At 64.9% G+C, this 20,796-nt stretch carries 15 protein-coding genes and 3 pseudogenes; 13 read left to right on the forward strand and 5 right to left on the reverse strand.

The window, feature by feature from the left end:
• Positions 1–393: 393 nt before the first annotated feature.
• From FNJ47_RS51280 to FNJ47_RS16735, 5 genes are all read right to left on the reverse strand, one after another.
• Entirely contained in the window at positions 394–627 is a 234-nt protein-coding gene (locus FNJ47_RS51280) for a hypothetical protein (protein WP_163154928.1), read from the reverse strand.
• Positions 628–732: 105 nt separating this feature from the next.
• The gene (locus FNJ47_RS16720; protein WP_163154930.1) at positions 733–1,119 is read right to left on the reverse strand and encodes a VOC family protein; all 387 of its coding nucleotides are present in this window, start codon (positions 1,117–1,119) and stop codon (positions 733–735) included.
• Positions 1,120–1,306: 187 nt separating this feature from the next.
• Complete coding sequence (locus FNJ47_RS16725) at positions 1,307–2,134, reverse strand: FkbM family methyltransferase (RefSeq protein ID WP_163154931.1); 828 nt, start codon at positions 2,132–2,134, stop codon at positions 1,307–1,309.
• Between the two features lie 61 nt (positions 2,135–2,195).
• Positions 2,196–4,262, reverse strand: a complete 2,067-nt coding sequence (locus FNJ47_RS16730) for an ABC transporter ATP-binding protein/permease (protein WP_165445725.1) — start codon at positions 4,260–4,262, stop codon at positions 2,196–2,198.
• Between the two features lie 281 nt (positions 4,263–4,543).
• Entirely contained in the window at positions 4,544–6,688 is a 2,145-nt protein-coding gene (locus FNJ47_RS16735) for an ATP-binding protein (RefSeq protein WP_163154933.1), read from the reverse strand.
• A gap of 333 nt (positions 6,689–7,021) precedes the next feature.
• Between FNJ47_RS16735 and FNJ47_RS16740 the strand changes: the two genes are divergently transcribed.
• The 13 genes and pseudogenes from FNJ47_RS16740 to FNJ47_RS51300 all read left to right on the forward strand — a co-directional run bounded on the left by FNJ47_RS16740 (position 7,022) and on the right by FNJ47_RS51300 (position 20,763).
• Positions 7,022–7,309, forward strand: a complete 288-nt coding sequence (locus FNJ47_RS16740; RefSeq protein ID WP_029081252.1) for a FeoA family protein — start codon at positions 7,022–7,024, stop codon at positions 7,307–7,309.
• Complete coding sequence (gene feoB, locus FNJ47_RS16745) at positions 7,306–9,180, forward strand: ferrous iron transporter B (protein ID WP_163154935.1); 1,875 nt, start codon at positions 7,306–7,308, stop codon at positions 9,178–9,180. The genes FNJ47_RS16740 and feoB overlap by 4 nt, the downstream gene beginning before the upstream one ends.
• 103 nt (positions 9,181–9,283) lie before the next feature.
• On the forward strand, positions 9,284–12,019 hold the full coding sequence (locus tag FNJ47_RS16750) for a bifunctional acetate--CoA ligase family protein/GNAT family N-acetyltransferase (protein ID WP_163154937.1): 2,736 nt from the start codon (positions 9,284–9,286) through the stop codon (positions 12,017–12,019).
• 82 nt (positions 12,020–12,101) lie between these two features.
• Positions 12,102–13,016: a LysR family transcriptional regulator gene (locus tag FNJ47_RS16755; protein WP_163154939.1), complete on the forward strand. Its 915-nt coding sequence runs from the start codon at positions 12,102–12,104 to the stop codon at positions 13,014–13,016.
• A 166-nt stretch (positions 13,017–13,182) separates the two neighbouring features.
• The gene (locus FNJ47_RS16760; protein ID WP_163154941.1) at positions 13,183–14,616 is read left to right on the forward strand and encodes an MFS transporter; all 1,434 of its coding nucleotides are present in this window, start codon (positions 13,183–13,185) and stop codon (positions 14,614–14,616) included.
• A 126-nt stretch (positions 14,617–14,742) separates the two neighbouring features.
• Positions 14,743–15,447 carry a haloacid dehalogenase type II gene (locus FNJ47_RS16765; RefSeq protein WP_163154943.1) on the forward strand — a complete coding sequence of 235 codons (705 nt, stop codon included), beginning with the start codon at positions 14,743–14,745 and terminating at the stop codon, positions 15,445–15,447.
• Positions 15,434–16,666, forward strand: a complete 1,233-nt coding sequence (locus FNJ47_RS16770; protein WP_163154945.1) for a CaiB/BaiF CoA transferase family protein — start codon at positions 15,434–15,436, stop codon at positions 16,664–16,666. The genes FNJ47_RS16765 and FNJ47_RS16770 overlap by 14 nt, the downstream gene beginning before the upstream one ends.
• A 12-nt stretch (positions 16,667–16,678) precedes the next feature.
• A complete protein-coding gene (locus FNJ47_RS16775; protein ID WP_163154946.1) occupies positions 16,679–17,095 on the forward strand; it encodes a PaaI family thioesterase in 417 nt (138 codons plus the stop codon).
• A complete protein-coding gene (locus tag FNJ47_RS16780; protein WP_163154948.1) occupies positions 17,092–18,501 on the forward strand; it encodes an FAD-binding oxidoreductase in 1,410 nt (469 codons plus the stop codon). Before FNJ47_RS16775 ends, FNJ47_RS16780 begins: the two co-directional genes overlap by 4 nt.
• A gap of 496 nt (positions 18,502–18,997) precedes the next feature.
• Positions 18,998–19,208 (forward strand): annotated as a pseudogene (locus FNJ47_RS51285) (hypothetical protein); the annotation flags it as partial.
• A gap of 10 nt (positions 19,209–19,218) precedes the next feature.
• Positions 19,219–19,437: pseudogene (locus FNJ47_RS51290) on the forward strand (hypothetical protein); the annotation flags it as partial.
• Positions 19,404–20,264, forward strand: a pseudogene (locus tag FNJ47_RS51295) (NAD(P)/FAD-dependent oxidoreductase); the annotation flags it as partial. The pseudogenes FNJ47_RS51290 and FNJ47_RS51295, both read left to right, overlap by 34 nt.
• A gap of 31 nt (positions 20,265–20,295) precedes the next feature.
• Positions 20,296–20,763, forward strand: coding sequence for an NAD(P)/FAD-dependent oxidoreductase (locus FNJ47_RS51300; RefSeq protein WP_235999933.1), 468 nt, complete (start codon positions 20,296–20,298; stop codon positions 20,761–20,763).
• Positions 20,764–20,796: the final 33 nt, after the last annotated feature.

Here is a 20,796-nt window from a genome sequence, read left to right on the forward strand (position 1 = left end):
CGCCGGCCGCGGCTTCGGCTTTCCGTCCGGTCCGAGCTCTTCCTTTGGCTGCGCCTGTGCGACGACCAGCGGCGAAGTTTGTGCGTGCGACGCTGAGGCGGCGAATTGCATTACCGTCAGCGCAGTCGTGGCGAGCAGCACGAGACGAAGCTTTGTCATTGTATTGGAGTCCCCGGCGGAAAGTCTGGGCAGGAAAGGAAAGAGAGTGAGAGCCGAACAATTCGGCAGGACGATGAATTGCCAGCCGTTAGGCCGGATTGTGGCGAGCGCCGAATCATCGACGAAGTTTATTTCGACATTATAACGGGTTGCATGTGCCTTTGTTCACTGGACATTCAGAAGAAACGCTCCGACACATTCGCAATCGATGCGGAACTGAGGCGCCAAGGTGATTCATCGCCCGGCGGGGCGATCTGTCGCAGGCGGTGGGCCGGATGGTCCAGGTGGTCCGCGCACCGGTGATTCGTCGGGCGTGTTGCCGGGCAACTCGTCCGGCCGTGGTGGTTCGCCCGGTTCGCGCACCGGCGGCGGAACCTCAGGCTGTGGATTGCCGGGCGGAATCCCAGGCGGCGGTTCGTTCGGATTGCCCGGCGTCGCCGGCGGGATCTCGGGAGGCTCGATCGGCATCAGATCGAAACCCCGTCGTCGATGCCAGCTCGGATCGCGCGCATTGATCGCTCCATCGCGGTTCGAAGCGATAACGGAACGCGCGCCGCGCCGTTCCAGCGCGCGTTATCCCGGCGTGTGGCAGACCGCCTCGATATTGTGCCCGTCGGGATCGAGCACGAACGCGCCGTAATAGTTCGGGTGATAATGCGCGCGAATGCCCGGCGCGCCGTTGTCGCGGCCGCCGGCCGCCATCGCAGCCTTGTAGAAGACATCGACGGTGCCGCGGTCCTTGGCGGTGATGGCGATATGCACCGGCTTGTTCATCGCGCCTTCGCCGCCGATCCAGAAGTCCGGCTTGCCGTTGGTGCCGAAGCCCGCGGCCGGCGCGTGCCCGGTCACCTCCGCGGGCACTTCCATGATCAGGCCGTAGCCGAGCGGCGCCAGCGCCATCTGGTAGAACGCCTTCGCGCGCTCGTAGTCAGAGACCGAAAAGCCGATATGGTCGATCATCGCGAGCCTCCGTTGCTGTAATGCATCTGTATCCGCATTCTCGCTTCACCTCCCCTTGGAAAGGGAGGTCGCTTTGCTCGCCAGAGCAAAGCGGGTGGGGATCTGCTCTCTCCGCAGATGCACCGTTGCCTGCGGCTGACCCCCATCCCAACCTTCCCCCTTTCAGGGGGAAGGAGAAGACAAAGCCTCACTCCCGCACCAGCAGCGTGTTGCTCCGCGTCCGGCCCTGCTCGACGTAACCACGCGTGTGCATGTCCGCAATGCAGTCGTCGGTCCATTCGTCCTTCGACAGATGCTCGATCACGACCGCACGGGGCCACAATTGCTCCGGCGCGTCGCGGAAGAAGCCGATCAACACGCGGTCCTCAAAACCCTCGACGTCGATCTTCAACGCATCGACCTTGGTCGCGCCGGCCTCATTGAGGATGCGTTGCAACCGCAGCGACGGCACCTTGAACGCCTTGCCCGTGGGCGTGCCGGTGACGATGTGGCTGGCGCCGAGATTGTCGCCGTCGGTCTCGATCATCAGCTCGCCATCGGTCGGTCCAGCGGCCGCGGCAACCAGGCGCACCTGCGGATAGTTGGAGGCCTGTGTGTTGAACTTGAGCCGCGCATGCGTCACCGGATGCGGCTCGATCGCGATCACCTTGCCATTGGGCCCGACGTCACTGGCCAGCGCCAGCGCATAGGTGCCGACATTGGCACCGAGATCGACGAAGGTGCCACCAGCGCCGACATGTGCCCGCAGGAAGGCGAGCTCTTCAAGATTGTAATCGGGATTGAACAATGCGCCGCGCTCGGTCGCGCTCGCCTGATGATAGAAGCGGAATGATGCGCCCTGATAGCTCACGTCAAGCGGTCCCGAGCCGAACAGATCGACCAGCCGCGACAGCCAGGGCCGGAACGCGCCGCGCTTCAATCCTGAGCCGTGCGCCAGCCGGATGATGGCGGCCTGCGCCGCATTGGGCGCGAAAGCACCGAACGGCGCCGGTGAAATGTCGTTGCTGGGGATCAAGCCGGGTCCTCGTCGAAAGCGCGGCATGCATAGCCGGTTTTGACGACAGCGCCAACGCCCGTTATGCCGCCCTGCCTGGCGCTCGCCGCTGCTGCAAGAAGCGGCCGAGCAGTCGTCGCTTGCCCTTGCGCGGGATCAGGTCGACGTCGCTGACCAGCTTGGCGCCGCCTTTGCGGCGCTCCAGCACGATCTTGCGGCTATGGAACGCTTCGAGCTCGGCGCGATGGGCGACGCTGACGATGGTCGCCTTCGGCAACTCCGTCGTCACCATCTCCATCATCTTGTCCTGGCTCTTTTCGTCGAGCGCAGAGGTTGCCTCGTCGAGCACGACGATGTCGGGGCTGTGCAGCAGCAGGCGCGCAAAGGCGAGCCGTTGCTTCTCGCCGCCGGACAGCGTCTGGTCCCATGGCGCATCCTCTTCGATCTTCTCCTTGAGATGGTCGAGCCCGACCTTGTGCAGGGCCTTGCCGATCTCTTCGACGTTCCAGTCCTCCGCCGCGCCGGGATAGGCCACCGCGCGCCGCAGCGTGCCCGACGGCACGTAGGGCTTTTGCGGCAGCATGAACAGGCGGCGGTCCGCGTGCAGGCCGACACTGCCGCCGCCCCACGGCCACAACCCGGCGATGGCGCGCACCAGCGTGCTCTTGCCGGTGCCGGATTCGCCGGCGACGAGCAGCCGTTCTCCCGCCTCGATGTCGACCTCTGTCTCCCCGACCACGGCGGTGCCGTCGTCGAGCGTGACGGAGAGATCGTTGAGGCTCAGCATGGCTTCGCCGGTGGTCTCGCTGCGCCGGATGCGGCCGAAGCCATCGCCGGTCTCGGCGCGTTCGAGGCCGTCGAGCGACATCATCAGCGAGGCGATACGGCGTGCGCATGCGTTCCAGTCGGCCAGCCTCGGATAATTGTCGACCAGCCAGCCGAACGCGGCCTGCACGATGGTGAAGGCGGAGGCCGCCTGCATCACCTGGCCGAGCGTCATGCTGCCGTCGAGGAATTTCGGCGCACACAGCAAGACGGGGATCACCGGTGCAATCAGGCTCGATCCCTGCGACACCAGCGTTGTCCGCATGTGCTGTCCGGCGAGCCGTGCCCATTGTCGCAGCACGTTCGAGAATGTCTTATCGATGCCGTCGCGTTCTTCCGTCTCGCCGCCGAGCAGCGCAATGCTCTCGCCGTTCTCGCGCACGCGGGTCAGGACGTAGCGGAATTCTGCTTCCGCCTGATTCTTGTCCTCGGAAATCTGCGCGAAGCGGCGGCCGATCGCCATGATCGAGCCGGATGCGATCGCGGCGTAGATGATCGCCGCGATGACGAGGAAGCCGGGGATGCTGATGGACGAGCCGCCGAGCGTCAGCGTCAGCGCGCCGCCGATCGTCCAGAGCACGACGATGAAGGTGACGGCAGACAGCAGCGCCGATGTCACTCCGGCGATGAAGTCGACCGGCGAGTCTGTTGCGATCCGCAGGTCCTCCGCGATGCGATACTCCGGGTTCTTGTGATCGCCGTCGACGAGATTGAGCTGGTAGTAGCGGCCGCTGGCCAGCCAGCGGGACACCACGTCGTTGGTGAGCCAGGCCCGCCAGCGCCGCTGAATGCTCATGCGGCCGAACACCTGGCCAACCCCTAACAGCACGCTGCCGATCGCAAGTGGAAAGAAGATGGCCGTCAAGTGGAAGACCGTGGCCGAGTCGCGCTTCTCGATCGCATCGAAGATCGCGCGATTCCAGACATTGATGCCGTACTGGACGGCGACGTTGGCGACGATGCGCAGCAGCAGGCCGATCGTGAACAGCCACGCCAATCGGTCACCATTGCGGCCCCAATAGCCGCGCGCGGTGATCCAGAACCGCGTCAGCAGATAGTCCTTGCGGGCCTGTTCGGCCTCTTCGGGCGACAGTTCGGGATCGGGTTCGAGAATTTCCGGCGGCGGCGGTTCGACGTGGTCGTCATTTTCGGCAATGACTTCGACGAGCTCCGACTTGTCGTCCGCTTCCTTGTCGTCGGCCTGGCTCGGCGCGGCGTTGCCGTCGGCGGCGCCCGCGCGCTTGGCACTCGCTTTCCGGGGCGAGGTGGCCTTGGCCAGTGGCGGCCCCTTCGACGATCTGGATTTTGCGCCAGCCTTGCCCATCGCGCGACAACGCGAGCGAAATCACAAGGTTCCATTGCGGTTCCGAGGGGTGGGTCAGAATGACTCGACGGCAGATCATGTCGAGAGAATATAGATGTTTGACTCACCGAACGTTCAACGTTTTCGGTGTCGTCCCTGCGAAAGCAGGGACCCATAACCACGAATGGTCATCGTTGCGCAACGCCGGAACGACGAGTCCCTTTAACACCCCCCGCCGCGGCATATGGGTCCCTGCTTTCGCAGGGACGACAGTGTGCCAAGGGCACCTGCGCGCCACCACCTCACCCGGCCGGCGCTTGATCCCGCCGCAGCCTGCGCGAGCGCGCGGCCTTGTGCAGCAAGCGCGCGAGCTGCTCGGCCGAATAGGGCTTCTGCAGCAGCTCGAAGCCACCGCTGCCCTGCTGGGACAACACCTGGCTGTAGCCGGAGGCGAGCACGATCGGCAGATCGAGCCCCTGCCGACGGATTTCCTCCGCGAGTTCGATGCCGCTCATGCCGGGCATCACGACATCGGTGAATACCAGGTCGAAGCGGCTCGGGTCGACCGCCAGCTCTTCCAGTGCGTGGGTGGCGTTCTCGACCAGCACGCAGGTGCAGCCGAGCTGGGTCAGCGTGTCGGCGGCGAATTTTCCGACCTCGGCATTGTCCTCGACGATCAGGACCGATGCATTGGCCCGATCGACCGAAGGCGCGTCCTCGGCGAGCAGCGATTGCGGGCTGTGCTCGCCGACGACGCGCGGCAGATAAAGCGTGAATGTCGTTCCCTTGCCGACGTCACTGGTGACGGTCACTTCGCCGCCGGACTGCTTGGCGAAGCCGAACACCTGCGACAGGCCGAGACCGGTGCCGTGACCGACCTCCTTGGTGGTGTAGAACGGCTCGAAGATGCGGCCGAACAGCTCCGGCGGAATGCCGACGCCGGTATCGATGACCGACACCGCGACATGGCCGTGCGGGTTGGGCGGGCCGGTCGTCGCGGACGGCAGGTCATTCACCGGGCGAACCGTGATCGTGAGCCGGCCGACGCCGTCCATCGCGTCGCGCGCATTCACCGCCATATTGATGATCGCGGTCTCGAACTGGCCGGCATCGGCGTTGACGAGACAGCTCTCGTCCGGCACCTGCGCTGCGATCTCGATGCGCGAGCCGATCAGGGTTGCGATCATCTCGCTCAGGGTGCGGACGTTCTGGCTGGCGTCGAACACCTCGGGCTTGAGGGTCTGCCGGCGCGCGAACGCAAGCAGCTGGTTGGTCAGCTTGGCGGCACGGTTCACGGTGTTGGAGATCGCATCGATGTAGCGCTGCCGCCGCGGCTCGGGAAGGTCCTGCCGCCGCAGCATGTCGACCGAGGCGCGGATCACGGTAAGCAGATTGTTGAAGTCGTGCGCGACGCCGCCGGTGAGTTGCCCGAGTGCCTCCAGCCGCTGGCCATGCCGCAGCGCCTCCTCGGCCTCGATGCGCCGGCTGGCCTCTTCCTCCAGGCGCTGGGTTCGCCGGTAGGCGAGCGCGAGCAGGCCGAACAGCAGCGCGGTGGCCGGAATGCCGAAGATCAGGTGCTGGGCCACGGTCGACACCCAGCGCGAGCGGATCGCCGCGGTCTCGAGGCCGGCGCTGACATAGATCGGGTATTCGGCCAGCCGCTGATAGCGCATGCGCCGTTCGATGCCGTCAGCCGGGGACTGGAGCGTCCTGGCGCCGGCCAGCGGATTGGCGACGATCTGGCGCCCGAGCGGCCCGCTCGGCTCGAACCGGACGGCGTGATCGATGACGGGGAAGTGCGCCAGCACCGCGCCATCGGTCCGGATCAGCGCCAGGAAGCTGCCGGGCTCGCGGCCGATCTTGGCGTAGAAATTCTCGAAATACTCCGGAAGCACGGAGGCCTGGATGACGCCGCCAAAGCTGCCGTCCTCATTGTTGCGGCGCCGGCCGACGCTGAAGAACCGTGCGCCCAGATAGGGCGGCCGCGGCGTTAGCACCTCGCCGATATAGGTGCCGATGTCGCGCTCGGCGGGGATCCGGAAGTAATCCCGGTCCGAGAAGTCGACGTCGGGGGCCGGCGACACCAGGCTGTTGACCAGGGCACGGCCGTTGGCATCGAACACCCAGACCGATTTCACCTGGGGCAGCGCCTCGGCGACCACGCGCAGCCGCGCGTGCAGACCCTTTTCACGGGCGACGATGTCGGCGTCGCTCATGCCGCGGATGACCTCGGTGACCTCGGCCAGGCTGCGGTCGATGGTCTCGAACACCTTGAGCGCATGCTCGTGGGCGACGTCGAGCGTGCGCTGGATCTCCTGGTCGGCGGCCTCGCTGGTCGAGATCCAGGACATTGCGGACGCAAACGCGAACAGCGCCAGCGGAAGGGCCAGTGAGGCGGCCATCATCCATTGCAGCAGTTTCAGCGAATTACGTTGTGCGGTCTGCACGGGCGCTCCGGCTCCGCAGCGACCTTAACGCAAACCGTCGCGCCGGAGAAAGCGAATCCCCGTCCCGGCGCGTGGCGCAGAGCCTCCTTCATCGTCCCGCGGCCGGTCAAGGTTACCGGAGGCCAACCGGGATCGATCAATTGGGAGCCGGCTCGTATCCGAGGCCGCGCAGGGTTGACGCTGCCCGGGACATCACGACGCTCGTTAGCGCCTGGCCGGCAGTCAAGCGGAAAATCGGCCCGGACGACGCTTCCGGGCACTGTTTTTAGGAGTTCTAAAACCTCTCACGGGCAAATGCTTGACCCTGTGACTACCTGCTGAAAAACAGGCCGCATGACAGGCGATCCAAACTCCTCCCAGGATAATCTACAGGACATCCGGCTCGGACATGCGGACCGCGGTTTTGTCGGAAAGATCATCAGGCTCGATGCGCTCGTGACGGGTTCATCGCTCTCTCCGCAGGAGCTGGAGCAGCGCCTGGTCGAGATGGGATTTGTTGAGGGCGCGCGCGTGGAAATCCTGCATGAAGGCACCATCCGGCGGGATCCGATCGCGGTGCGCGTCGACAACATCACGATCGCGCTGCGCCGGAGCGAAGCCATGGCCGTGATCGTCGAATGACAACTGCTTCTTTGCGCCTGGCGCTGGTCGGCGCGCCGAACACCGGCAAGACGTCGCTGTTCAACAGCTTGACCGGCAGCCGCCAGAAGGTCGCCAATTATCCGGGCGTCACGGTCGAGCGCAAATCCGGCGGCTTCGTCACGCCGGAGGGCCGCAGCGTCACCGTGCTCGATCTGCCGGGCACCTATTCGCTGCGCGGCCGCAGCCCGGACGAGGAGATCACCCGCGACATCGTGCTCGGCCGCTTCGACGGCGAGGCGGTGCCCGATCTGGTGCTCTGCGTCGCCGACGCCACCAATCTGCGGCTGACCTTGCGGCTCGTGCTCGAGCTCAAGCGGGTCGGCCGGCCGATGATGCTCGTGCTCAACATGATCGATATCGCGCGGCGCCGCGGCGTCACGATCGATCTCGAGCGCATGTCGCAGGAGCTCGGCTTGCCGATCGTGACCTCGGTCGCGGTCCGCAAGGGCGGCGTCGACGAGCTCTTGAAGCGGACCGACGAATTCCTGGCGCGGTCGCATGAGGCGGCAGCCAGCCAGTGGACGACGCCGACGATCGCCGATCTGAAGGCGGCGCAGCGCGAGGCGGACCGCATCATCGCCGCGGCGGTGACCTTGCCGACCAAGCCGGACACGCTGACCAACCGGATCGATTCGGTCGTGCTGCATCCGGTCGGAGGTCTCGTGATCCTGGCCGTGATCCTGTTCGTGATGTTCCAGGCGGTGTTCACCTGGGCGCAGCCGGCGATGGAATTGCTGTCGGACGGCTTCTCCGCGCTCGGGCAGTTGATCCACGACGTGATGCCCGAAGGCTGGGGCCTGCTGCAAAGCTTCCTGCAGAACGGCCTGATCTCCGGCGTCGGCAGCGTCATCGTGTTCCTGCCGCAGATCATCATCATCTTCCTGTTCATCCTGCTGCTGGAAGATTTCGGCTACATGGCGCGCGCCGCGTTCCTGATGGATCGCATCATGGGCGGCGCCGGACTGCATGGCCGCGCCTTCATTCCGCTGCTGTCAAGCTTCGCCTGCGCCATTCCCGGCATCATGGCGACGCGGGTGATCGACAACAGGCGCGACCGCCTGACCACGATCCTGATCGCGCCGCTGATGACCTGCTCGGCGCGCATTCCGGTCTACACGCTGATCATCTCGGCCTTCGTTCCGGCGACGACGGTGTGGGGTTTCGTCAATCTGCAGGGGCTCGTGATGTTCGGCCTCTATGCGGCTGGAATCACCAGCGCGCTGACGGTCTCGGCGGTCGCAAAATTCTTCCTGTGGCGCGACCACGCGCCGGCGCCGTTCATGCTGGAATTGCCCGACTACAAGATGCCGCGGCTGAAGAGCATCGCGATCGGCGTGTTCACCCGCGCCAAGATGTTCCTGTATCGCGCGGGCACCACGATCCTCTCGATGATGGTGCTGATCTGGTTCCTGGCCTCGTTCCCGACTGCGCCCGCAGGCGCCGAGGGGCCGGCGATCAATTACAGCTTTGCGGCGATGATCGGCCATGCGCTCGAGCCGTTGCTGCGGCCGATCGGTTTCAACTGGCAGATCGCGGTGGCGCTGATCCCCGGCATGGCGGCGCGCGAGGTTGCGGTCGCGGCGCTCGGCACTGTCTATTCGATCGAGGGAGGCAAGGAGGCGGCGGATCAGATCGGCCAGGTGCTGGCGCAGAAATGGACGCTGGCGACCGCGCTATCGCTGTTGGTCTGGTACATCTTCGCCCCGCAATGCGCCTCGACGCTCGCGGTGATCCGCCGCGAGACCGGCGGCGCGAAGTGGATGGTGGTGACGTTCATCTACATGCTCGCGCTGGCCTATGTCGCGAGCTTCCTGACCTTCAATCTGGCTCAGGCGCTGGGCCTGCACTAGCCGGATTGTCGCGGCCGCGCTGGGTGCAACGGGCCGCATGAAGAAGTAGAGTTCATTCGTGGGCGCCTCGTGCGCGTCTACGGGTTCCCTGCGAGACCACGCAATGTCGACGTACGGCCTGGAGCGGCTATTTTCGCCTCGAAGCATCGCGGTGGTCGGCGGCAGCCCACGCCCGTCGTCGCTCGGCGCGGCGGTGCTCCGGAACATCAAGGCGAGCGGCTTCGCCGGCAGGCTGGGCGTCGTCAACCGGCATTATGCCGAGGTCGACGGTGAGCCGACCGTTCCCGACCTGAAGTCGCTGCCGTTCGTTCCGGATCTCATCGTCATCAGTGCGGCGGCGGCCGCGGTCCCGGAGATCGTCGCGGAGGCTGGCCTTGCCGGTGTTGCCGGAGCGGCGATCCTGTCGGCCGGTCTCGGTCACGGCGCGGGCTCGCTCGCGGAGACCGCGGGGCAGACGGCGCGGCGGTATGGCATGCGCCTGATCGGGCCGAATTGCCTCGGCGTCATGGTGCCGCGCGCCAAGCTCAATGCGAGCTTCGCCTCGCATCAGCCGTCCGACGGACATGTCGCCCTGATCTCGCAGTCCGGTGCGGTCGCGTCGGCGATGATCGAATGGGCGGCCGAGCGGCGGCTTGGCTTTTCCGGCATCGCATCGATCGGCGACCAGCTCGATGTCGACGTCGCCGACCTCTTGGATTATTTCGCGCTGGACGATCATACCAACGCGATCCTGATCTACCTCGAGGCGGTCAAGGACGCGCGCAAGTTCATGTCGGCGGCGCGCGCCGCCGCGCGCATGAAGCCGGTCATCGTCGTCAAGTCCGGCCGGATGGCGCAAGGCGCAAAGGCCGCCGCGACCCACACCGGCGCGCTGGCCGGCTCCGATGCGGTCTACGACGCCGCATTCCGTCGCGCCGGCATACTGCGCGTCTACGACCTGCGCCAGCTGTTCGATTGCGCCGAGCTGCTCGGTCGTGGCTTCGTCCCGCGCGGCAACCGGCTCGCGATCCTCACCAATGGCGGCGGGCTCGGCATCCTCGCAACCGACCGGCTGGCCGAGCTCGGCGGCGTTCCCGCGACGCTGACGACCGGGACCATCGAACGGCTCGACCAGATGCTGCCGCCGGGCTGGTCCTGCGCCAATCCCGTCGACATCGCCGGCGACGCCGATGCCGACCGCTACGTGGTGGCGCTCAACGCGCTGCTCGACGATGCTAACAGCGACGCGGTGCTGGTCGCGAATGTCGAGATGGCGGTGGCACCGGCCAAAGGGATCGCCGAGGCGGTGGCGCAATGCGTGCGTGATCGCAGGACCAAAAGAAGTGCGGTCGCGGCACTGGTGCTTGCGGCGTGGGTCGGCGCCGACGAGCGCACCGGCGCGATCTTCGAGGCGGCGCGGATTCCGCATTTCCCGACCGAGGACGATGCGGTCCGCGCCTTCATGTATCTGGTGCGCTATCGCGAGGCTTCCACCGCGCTCGCCGCGACCCCGCCCGGCGTCGCGTCGGTGTTCACGCGGGAGACGGCGGCGGCGCGGCACGTCGTCATGAAGGCGTTGTCGGAGGGACGCGCGTGGCTCGATCCGGCCGAGATCGTCGCGCTGTTCGAGGCCTATGGCATTCCAATGGTGACGACGCTCGTCGCCGACAGTGCCGAGGACGCCGCCGCAAAGGCGGTGCCGTTCCTCGCCGCGGGGCACGCGATTGTGGTGAGGGTGTTTTCGCGCGACATCCGGCACGCGTCCGGTGTCGGCGGGGTCATCCTCGACCTGCGCACCAAAGATGGTGTCGTCGAAGCCGCGAGGACGGTGCTCGAGCGGGCACGCAGCGCGCGGCCCGATGCCACCCTGCAGGGCGTGACGATCCAGCCGATGATCGTGCGGCGCGCGGCGCGTGAACTGATCCTCGGCATCGCCGACGATCCGACCTTCGGTCCGGTCATCGTGTTCGGCCGCGGCGGCCCCGCGGTCGAGGTGATCAACGACAAGGCGCTGGCGCTGCCGCCGCTCGACATGAATCTCGCTCGTGAGCTGATCGGACGCACCCGCGTCTCGCGGCTGCTCGGCGGCTATGGCGATGTGCCGGCCGTCCCGGCCGATGTGGTGCCGCTCACCCTGGTCAAGCTGGCGCAGATGGCGGCGGACATTCCCGAGGTCGCGGAGCTCGATATCAATCCGATGCTGGCGGACGAGAGCTGCGTGCTCGCGCTCGATGCGCGGGTGGCGATCCGCAAACCTACCCGGCTGTTTGCCGGTCACACCCGGCTCGCCGTCCGGCCCTATCCGTCGCAATGGGAGGGCGAGCTTGCGTTACGCGACGGCTCGCATGTCACGGTGCGCCCGATGCGGCCGGAGGACGAGCCGATGGTCGAGGCCTTCTTCCGGCGCGTCACCGCCGAGGACCTCAGGCTGCGCTTCTTCCACGCGATGAAGGAATTCTCGCACGCTTTCATCGCGCGCTTGACCCAGCTCGACTATGCGCGCGCGATGGCTTTCGTGGCGCTCGATCCGACCACCGGCGAGATGATGGGCGCGGTCCGGCTGCATTCGGACTCGCTGTATCAGAACGCCGAATACGCGATCCTGCTGCAGTCTGATCTCAAGGGCAAAGGCCTCGGCTGGGCGCTGATGCAGCTTCTGATCCACTATGCGCGATCGGAGGGATTGAAGCGCCTGTCCGGCCAGGTCTTGACCGAAAACAGCACGATGATCGGGATGTGCCGCGATCTCGGCTTCACCGTCACGATGGATCCGGAGGATCACAGCATCGTCGACGTCGTGCTGGATTTGGATCGAGCTGCCGTCGATGCCGTCGGGTCCGATATCCTGATCCGCCCGTGATCGGTGATCGTAATCTTCCAAATGGATTGTTGCCGGCGTACTATTTGTATCATCAATAGTGGTGCGCTGCGCAGGACCGGTCATGAACCTCAGATCCGTCGATCTCAATCTTCTGGTCGCCCTCAACGCTCTTCTAACCGACCTTCACGTCACCCGCGCGGCTGACCGGGTCGGCCTCAGTCAGCCCGCCATGAGCAATGCGCTTTCGAGGCTGAGGCACATCTTCAAGGACGAGCTTCTGGTGCGCACGGCCAACGGCATGCAGGCTACGCCGCGCGCGATCGAGCTGGCGGAGCCGGTCAAGCGGCTGCTGCGCCAGCTGGAGCGCCTTCTGGACAGCGAGTCGAGCTTCGAAGCCGCGACGTCGACCCGAAGCTTTTCCGTCAGGCTGTCAGACCTCCTCAGCCGGCTGCTGCTTCCGGCCGTCAGCAAGACCCTGCAAGAGAAGGCGCCGTTTGCCCACATCGACGTCGTGCACTACTCGCCGACGCAGACGGTCGAGGCCCTCGAAAAGGACGAAATCGACCTCGCGATCAGCATGGGTCTTGCGCACTCGAATTCGATCAAGTCGGTCGTCCTGATGAAGGATCGGATGGTCTGCGTCATGCGCGAAGGTCATCCGGCGGCGCAACGACCGTTTACGATGGAAACCTTCCTGCAATCGTCGCACCTCAAGGTCTCGATGTCGCCGACCGACCTTCGTTTCGTCGACGACGTGCTCGCCCGCCAGGGCGTGACACGCCAGGTCGCGGTCAACATGCCGCATTGGCTTCTGGTGCCGCACGTGCTGCGCGACTCGAACCTGCTGTCGGTCATGCCGCGACGTCTGGCATTCGCGATGGTCACTGAGGATCTGGCGATCCGCGACCTGCCGTTTGCTTCCGAGCCGTTCGAATGGTCGATGTATTGGCACCGCCGACACGACGCCAGCCAGGAACTGAACTGGCTCCGATCGGTCTTTTCCGACGCTGCGCAAGGGCTCGCCGACGGTGAATGACGGGCGTCTTTAGCCGGCCGCGGCGCGCCCGGAAGCTGCGCTGAAGGGACACTATCAGTCCGCCCAATAGTGGAATTGCGAATTCCGATTAGACGCCGCCGTCGCGGTCACCATCCTGCTCCCAAATGTTTCTTCGGCCGAACCCGGCCGACCTTGGGAGGGATTGATGCAAGACGTTACGTACGCGCAGGTGGCATCGGTGAACGCGGGCGCTCGGCTCGATCGGCTACCGATCTGCAGCTTTCATTGGCGGATCCTGGCGCTGATCGGCGCGGGCATGTTCCTCGATGCCTTCGACATCTACCTGGCGGGCGGCGTACTCGGGGCCGTGCTGAAAGAGGGCTGGTCGACCCTCGAACTCAACGCGGCGTTCGTGACGGCCACTTTCATCGGCATGACCCTCGGAGCCTGGTTCTCCGGGATACTGGGTGATCGCTACGGCCGGCGGTTCTCCTACCAGATCAACCTCGCCATCTTCGGTCTGGCGTCCCTCGCCGCCGCGCTCGCGCCATCGATGCAGGCCTTGATCGCCGCTCGGTTCGTCATAGGCATTGGACTCGGCGCCGAGATCGTCGTCGGCTATGCGACGCTGACCGAGTTCGTCCCGGCCTCGTCGCGCGGGCGGTGGATCGGAATCCTGGCGGTCATCACCAACTTTTCCCTGTTCGCCTCCTCGATGACCGGCCTCTGGGTCATTCCGTCGTTCGGTTGGCGATACATGTTCGGCATCGTCGGCGTGCTCGCGCTGATCGTCTGGTTCATGAGAAAGTCGATGCCGGAATCGCCCCGCTGGCTGGCCGCGAACGGCCGCGCCGACGAGGCTGAAAAGATCCTTGCCGGCATCGAAGCCGAAGCCGCCAGGAAAGGACCGCTGCCTCCGGTCTCGGCCCCGCAGCGGGCGGAAGACCAGGGCGGGTCGGTCTGGCGGCTGTTCGCGCCGCCGTACCTTGGCCGAACGTTGCTCGGCAGCCTGCTGCACATCGTCGTCGGCTTCAGTCTGTACGGATTCATCGGCTGGCTGCCGACGTTCATGGTCAAGGGCGGCCACAGCGTCGTGTCCTCGCTCGGCTATACGACCTTCATGTCGCTGGGTGGGCCGGTGGGATCGCTGATCGGCCTGGCCCTCGCCGACGCGATCGGCCGCAAGCCGTCGATCGTCGGATCGTCGATCGCGGCCGCTGCCTTCGGATTGGCGTATCCGTTCATGCCCGACGGTGCTCCGTTGGTCGCGGTCGGCTTCCTGCTCGTCACCGCGATCTACGTCATGCTGGCGACCGGGTTCGCCATGCACGTGCCGGAGCTCTTCCCCACGCGATACCGACTGCGTGGCACCGCAATTTGCGCGACAGCCGGTCGCGTGACGACCGCGCTGGTGCAGTTCGCCGTCATCGCGATCTTCGCCTGGAAGGGGCTTGTCGGAGTGCTGATCACGCTCGCGGGCATTCTCCTCTTCCAGGCCGTGGTCTTCCTGATCTTCGGCTTCGAGACCAAGGGCCGCGGCCTGGAGGAAGTATCGGGGTCGTCGATCGAAGCGGATAGCGTAGCGTCGCGCCGAAAGATCGTCGGTATCGATGCCGAGCGTGCCGCAGACAGAATTTAGCGGGCTTCTCGCGAACGACATTCACTTCGCAAATGTGCGCAGAAGAACAATCGATTTCGGAAATGATGCCTGATGCGGTCAAATCCGGATCACCCATCACGCAACGTACGCAAAGGGACGAAAGAGATGACCGATACACAAACGCTCAGGGATACCATCAAGGTCTGCATGTTCGACCAGTACGGCACGGTCGTCGATATGCAGGGAGGCCTCGTCAAGGTCGCGACGCCGTTTCTCAAGGAGAAAGGCTGGACGGGTAACCCGAACTCGTTCGTCACCTGGTGGCGGCGGACCCACTTCGAGAATTCGATGATTGACGCGCTGCTCCACCGCGAGCACACGCCGTACCGCGAGATCGGTCACCGTGCCGTCTCCCAGGTCATGGACCGGTCGGGCATCAAATACACGAAGGAGGAGGTGAAGTACCTGGTCGGCGAGATCGAGAAGCTCGAATGCTTCCCGGAGGTACCGGCGGCGCTCGCGAAGCTGCAAACCAGGTACAAGCTTGTCGTACTCTCGAACGGTGATCGCGACATGCTGGAAACGGCCAAGAGGTACCACAAGGTCCCATTCGACGACGTGATCTCCGTCGCCGAAGCAAACTCCTTCAAGCCGCACGTCGCGACCTACACAAAGGCGGCAGAAATACTCGGCCTCAAGATGGATCAGATCCTCTTCGTCGCCAACCACGCGTTCGACGTCATCGGGGCGAAGTCGGCCGGGATGCGGACCGCGATGATCAACCGGCGCGACCGGCCGTTCGAGCAGACGCCGCACCAGCCTGACATCACGGTTCCGACGATGAAGGATCTGGCGGATGCGATCGTCTAGCACGGAAGCTCTCTCCGGCATCAAGGTTCTGGACCTGTGCCGCGTCGTGTCCGGCCCTTTCGCCACCATGCATCTCGGCGATCTCGGGGCGGACGTCGTGAAGATCGAGGATCCGCGTGCCGGCGATGAGAGTCGCCGATACGGCCCTCCGTTCGTCAACGGGGAGAGTTCCTACTTCCTGTCGGTCAACCGTAACAAGAGAAGCTGCGCGATTGATCTGAAGTCGCCGGCGGGCCGAGCCGCCGCGCTCGCGCTCGCGAAGGTGGCCGACGTCGTGACCGACAATTTCAGGCCCGGCACGCTCGACAAGTGGGGCCTGTCATACGAAGCGCTCAGCGCGGACAATCCGAAGCTCATCCAGTGCAGCATCTCCGGATTCGGCAGGACCGGGCCGGATGCGAGCCGGCCCGGCTACGATCTGATCTTGCAGGGCGAGTCCGGCGTCATGGACATCACCGGTGATTCCGATGGACCGCCGATGAAGGTGGGCACGTCGATCGCCGACCTGGTCACCGGCCTCTACGCGTCGCAGGCGGTGCTCGCGGCGCTCGTGAAGCGCGAGCGCAGCGGTGCCGGGGGACGCGTCGACGTCTCCATGCTCGACGCCATGGCTTCGCTGCTCACGTTCAACGCCGGCATGTACTTCGCCTCCGGAGAAAGTCCGAAGCGCCGAGGCAACGTGCATCCCACGATCAGCCCCTACGAAACGTTTGAGGCCGGAGGCGGCTGGCTCAATGTCGGCGTCGCCAACGACAAGTTCTGGTCGATGTTCTGCGACGTCGTCGAACGCAAGGATATCGAGAACGATACCCGTTTCGACAAGGCTCCGAAACGTGCCGCGAACCGCGCCGCGCTGGCCGACATCCTGCGACCGATCTTCCGGTCGCGGTCTCGCGACCATTGGCTCAGTGTTCTCGGCAAGGCCGGGATTCCATGCGGGGCGATCAGGACGGTCGGCGAGGTGTGCGAGGCGCCCCAACTGGTCGAGCGGGGCATGGTCCAGAGCGTCGCGCACAAGGTCGCCGGCGACGTCAAGTTCGTCGCCCGGCCGCTGCGGTTCGACGATCTGCCGCCCGCTCCCTCGATCCCGCCGCCGATGTTGGGCGAGCATACCGCGGAGGTGTTCGAAGACTGGCTCGGCTGGACCCGGGAACGCCTGTCGGAGTTCGCTTCGAAGGGCGCGTTCGGCGAGGCCGCGCCGAAGCAATCGGCCGAATAGAGGATACGACGGATGCAGGAAGCCGAGATGCGTGATCCGTTCGATGCGGCCATGGGCGATGGTCGGCACGAATTCGGATCGTTCTTCCTGTCCCGTCTGTTCGGGATGACGGTGTCTTACGACGCGGACGCATGCGTCGTCACGCTCGACGTAAAAGCCTTCATGTACAACCCGCAGGGTTCGCTGCACGGCGGCGTGCTGGCGACCGCGCTCGACATCTCGATGGGCCATCTGCTCAAGCATCAGTTCGGCGCCGGCGTCACGCTGGAGATGAAAGTGCAATACTTCGCTCCGGTCCGCAGCGGTCCCGTGACCTGCTGCGCTACCTTCCTCAAGAGCGGACGCAAGACGTTCTTCCTGCAATCGCGGGCTTGCGACGGTAACGGAGAGACGATCGCGCACGCCACCGCAACGTGGAAGAAGCTATGAACGATGTCGTCGGCAAGCTCCGCGAACTGCTCGGCTCCGGATGCATTACCGATCCCGAGGTAGCCGACGCTTATCTGACCGACTGGCGCGGTCTGCTACGGGGGCGCGCCACCTGCGTATTGCGACCGAACTCGGTCGAACTCCTCGCGCAATGTGTGCGGATCTGCCGGGAAGCCGGCGTCGGCATCGTGCCGCAAGGCGGCAACACCGGGCTCGTCGGCGGCGCCACGCCGAACGACAGCGGCTTCCAGGCTGTCATCAGCACGGCTTCCATGAGGAAGATCCGCTCTATCGACCCGGTTGACATGTCCGTCGTTGCGGAAGCGGGCGCGACGATCGCGGATCTTCAGGCTGCCACGGCCGAGGCGGGCACTCTATTTCCACTGTCGTTCGCGTCAGAAGGAACCGCGACGCTGGGCGGGGCGCTGGCGACGAATGCCGGCGGCATCTCGGCGGTTCGGTATGGCAGCGCGAGAGATCTTCTGCTCGGAATGGAAGTCGTCCTGCCGGACGGAAGAATATGGAATGGGCTGCGCACGTTGCGGAAGGACAACGCCGGTTACGCGCTCAAGCATCTGTTCTCCGGCTCGGAGGGGACGCTAGGCATCATCACCGCAGCCGCGATGAAGCTCGCGCCGCAGCCGCGGGTATGTGAAGTTGCCTTCTGCGCGCTGGAGACCGAGGACCAGGTCCTCGATCTCTGGATGAAGCTGCGCGCTGCCGCCGACGGGAACGTGCGCGCCATCGAATATCTTTCCGGCTCCTGCGTTGAACTGGCGAAGCGCGACGGGCTCCGCTCGCCCGTGCAGAGGGCGAACCACTACGTCCTCATCGAGCTCACGTCGAGCCGCCGGGATGCCGGTCTCAGGGAAATGCTCGAGGAGTTTCTGGCCGGCGCGCTCGAAGACGGGACGATCGTGGATGCGGCGCTTGCGCAGAGCGGGGAACAACGCAAGCAGATGTGGCGGCTGCGCGAAGATCAGACTGAGGTCCAGAAAAGGGCGGGCCGCGATTTCAAGCACGACATCGCCGTGCCGGTCGCACGGGTACCGGATCTCCTGCGCCGATGCAAAGCCGGCATTGAGGCCGGCTTCGCCGATGCCATGGTCGTGCCGTTCGGACATGTCGGGGACGGCAACATCCATCTGAACGTCGTGCTGCCGGCCGCCGTCGGGACCGAGTGGGCCAGGGAGCAAGGCAAGCGCATCGGCGAGCTCGTCTACGACATCGCAATCTCCCTGGGCGGCACGTTCTCCGCGGAGCACGGTATCGGCCGTGCCAAGATCGATCTGCTCGAGAAGCATCGCGATCCGGTTGAGATCGATCTGATGCGCAAGATCAAAGGCGCGCTCGACGATAGCGGCTTGTTCAATCCGGACAGGGTTTTCAGTCGGCCACTTGGCTAGCTCGCAACGATGCGACGATGAAAGCAGCGCAATTCCCAAAATTCGAGGTCGTCGAGGTGCCGGGCCCGACGCCCGGTCCGGGCGAAGTCACGGTGCACGAACGGTTGAAGACTTGAGTGCGTCAAAACGACAAACGGGCCTGCCGAAGCAGACCCGTTTACCAATTGCTTCTGAAGACTCAGCAGTCCGGCGACACCACCAGTGTAGCCGGACAATAATGTTCTTATAAAAGGCGAGAAAATCCTCAATCCTTCCAGAGTGTCGGATTCTGCTCAGTGGGATAAAGTTCTTTCAGAATGCCTCCGGGACTTAGTTTCTTGCCTCCAATAAAGTTCTTTCAAGACTTCGTTTCTTTCGTGAGAGTTCCGGATGATCGTATCTGCTGTAGCGCTCGCTCTAGAACCCGACTCGGAATCAAGCTCCGTATTCAGAACCGCAGCTGTCCCGGGCCGAGGTTTGAGATTGCGCAGCTTGAGTGGACGCGAGCACCGACGTCGGGTCATCCGGATCGCCAGCGGCGGCTCAGCGGCTGAGCGAAGTTCCTCAACATCTACTGAGGGTGGCTTGCCGGCGCTGCGGCCGAACGGTCGAGATCCAGAAGGTCGACGCGGTTCGTCTCTATGGGACCGCAAGCCGTGTGGAAGGAGGTTGGGAAACGGCTGCTCGGGCGCCACGAAGAGGACGGTTGCTGGCCGGCCTACAACTGATCGCCGGCGAATGGCGCCGAAGCACTATCCAACGCCCCTGTCCGGCAGCGCCCGCAAGGCTCTCGGCAAGGAACTCGCCAAGGCGCGCGCGATAACGACCGTGATGGCGCGCCGTTCGCAGGAGCTACGGGCCCAGGGCGAGTCGCTCATTCGGCAGGCCGACAAGCTGAGCAGCGAAAGCTGGAACGAGAAGATGTGGGCCGACGGCGGCCCGAGGAGGCAAACGCCGCTGTCGAGGCTCCCCACCGGGAGCGGAAGCGCGTTGTCATCATCGGCGCGGGCTTTGCCGGAATCGCCGCGGCACGCGCGCTTCGGCACGCTGACGTCGACGTCGTCCTGATCGACCGCCGCAATCACCACATCTTTCAGCCGCTGCTCTACCAGGTGGCGACGGCGGTCCTCTCGCCTGCGGAGATCGCCGCGCCGATCCGGCAGCTCGAGGTCAAGCAGCGGAACCTGAGCGTGCTGCTGGCCGAGGTCACCGGTGTCGACGTTGCTTCCCGCACGATTGAGGCGTCTTCCCCTGGCGTCGGCGCCCGCAAGATCGCCTACGACTATCTGGTGGTCGCGGCTGGCGCGCGCCCGAGCTATTTCGGGCACGACGAGTTCGCGCAATTTGCCCCGGGACTCAAGAACCTCAGCGACGCCGAAACGATCCGGGCAAAGATCCTGGGCGCATTCGAACTGGCCGCAACTATCGAGGACGAAAGCGAACGCGCGCGGCAGATGACGTTCGTGCTCGTCGGCGCAGGTCCCACAGGGGTGGAACTTGCTGCGTCCCTGGCGCAGATGGTGAGGGTTACGTTGCGCGGAAATTTCCGCCACATCGATCCCGCACAGGCCAGCATCATTCTGCTCGACGCAGGCAAGCGGGTTCTGCCGACCTTTGCCGAGTCGTTGTCCCGCCGAGTGACCCGACGGCTCACGAAGCTAGGCGTGAAGGTCTTGACCGGAGTGAAGGTCGAGACTGTCGACGCGGAGGGCGTGGTCGCGAGCGAAAGCGAAATCGCCAGCGCCACGGTCCGGATCTCCAGCGCCACTGTGCTGTGGACCGCTGGGGTTGCGGCATCGCCTATTCCAAAGATGCTTGGCACCAAGACAGACCGCGCGGGGCGCGCTCGTCGATCCCTTCCTGAAGGTCGTGGACGCGCCCGGCGTGTTCGTCGTGGGCGATGCGGCGTCGGTCATCCAGAACGAACACCCGGTACCAGGCGTGGCGCAGGCCGCGATCCAAGAAGGACGCTATGTCGGGCGGCTGATCGCGAAGGAACTGATGGAGCGAAAAGTCAAACGTCCATTCTGCTATTTCGACAAGGGCAATATGGCTGTCGTGGGCAAGAATTACGCTGTGCTGGAGCGGGGCTGGCTGCGCACAAGCGGCTCCCTGACCTGGCTGGTGTGGGCGTTCGTTCATATCATCTCCCTGCCGCAGTTGCAGAACCGGCTGCGCGTGCAGCGCCAGTGGCTCTGGTCGTATTTCACCGGGCAGCGCAGTTCGCGCCTGATCCCCGAGCCGCCGAGAACGCCGGGCACGGCCAATGACTACCCAAGCTAAGCCTTGCTTCGGCTACTGGGCCGCGCACTACAT

This window comes from Bradyrhizobium uaiense (assembly GCF_010811875.1).
GTDB classification, from domain to species: Bacteria; Pseudomonadota; Alphaproteobacteria; order Rhizobiales; family Xanthobacteraceae; genus Bradyrhizobium; species Bradyrhizobium uaiense.

Bases quoted from the DNA above. Each gene is read 5' to 3' on its own strand.
- FNJ47_RS16760 (WP_163154941.1), top strand. From the start codon at position 13,183: ATGCAAGACGTTACGTACGCGCAGGTGGCATCGGTGAACGCGGGCGCT.
- FNJ47_RS16750 (WP_163154937.1), top strand. From the start codon at position 9,284: ATGTCGACGTACGGCCTGGAGCGGCTATTTTCGCCTCGAAGCATCGCG.
- FNJ47_RS16775 (WP_163154946.1), top strand. From the start codon at position 16,679: ATGCAGGAAGCCGAGATGCGTGATCCGTTCGATGCGGCCATGGGCGAT.
- FNJ47_RS16740 (WP_029081252.1), top strand. From the start codon at position 7,022: ATGACAGGCGATCCAAACTCCTCCCAGGATAATCTACAGGACATCCGG.
- FNJ47_RS51280 (WP_163154928.1), bottom strand. From the start codon at position 627: ATGCCGATCGAGCCTCCCGAGATCCCGCCGGCGACGCCGGGCAATCCG.
- FNJ47_RS16720 (WP_163154930.1), bottom strand. From the start codon at position 1,119: ATGATCGACCATATCGGCTTTTCGGTCTCTGACTACGAGCGCGCGAAG.
- FNJ47_RS16755 (WP_163154939.1), top strand. From the start codon at position 12,102: ATGAACCTCAGATCCGTCGATCTCAATCTTCTGGTCGCCCTCAACGCT.
- FNJ47_RS16770 (WP_163154945.1), top strand. From the start codon at position 15,434: ATGCGATCGTCTAGCACGGAAGCTCTCTCCGGCATCAAGGTTCTGGAC.
- feoB (WP_163154935.1), top strand. From the start codon at position 7,306: ATGACAACTGCTTCTTTGCGCCTGGCGCTGGTCGGCGCGCCGAACACC.
- FNJ47_RS16780 (WP_163154948.1), top strand. From the start codon at position 17,092: ATGAACGATGTCGTCGGCAAGCTCCGCGAACTGCTCGGCTCCGGATGC.
- FNJ47_RS16730 (WP_165445725.1), bottom strand. From the start codon at position 4,262: ATGGGCAAGGCTGGCGCAAAATCCAGATCGTCGAAGGGGCCGCCACTG.
- FNJ47_RS16765 (WP_163154943.1), top strand. From the start codon at position 14,743: ATGACCGATACACAAACGCTCAGGGATACCATCAAGGTCTGCATGTTC.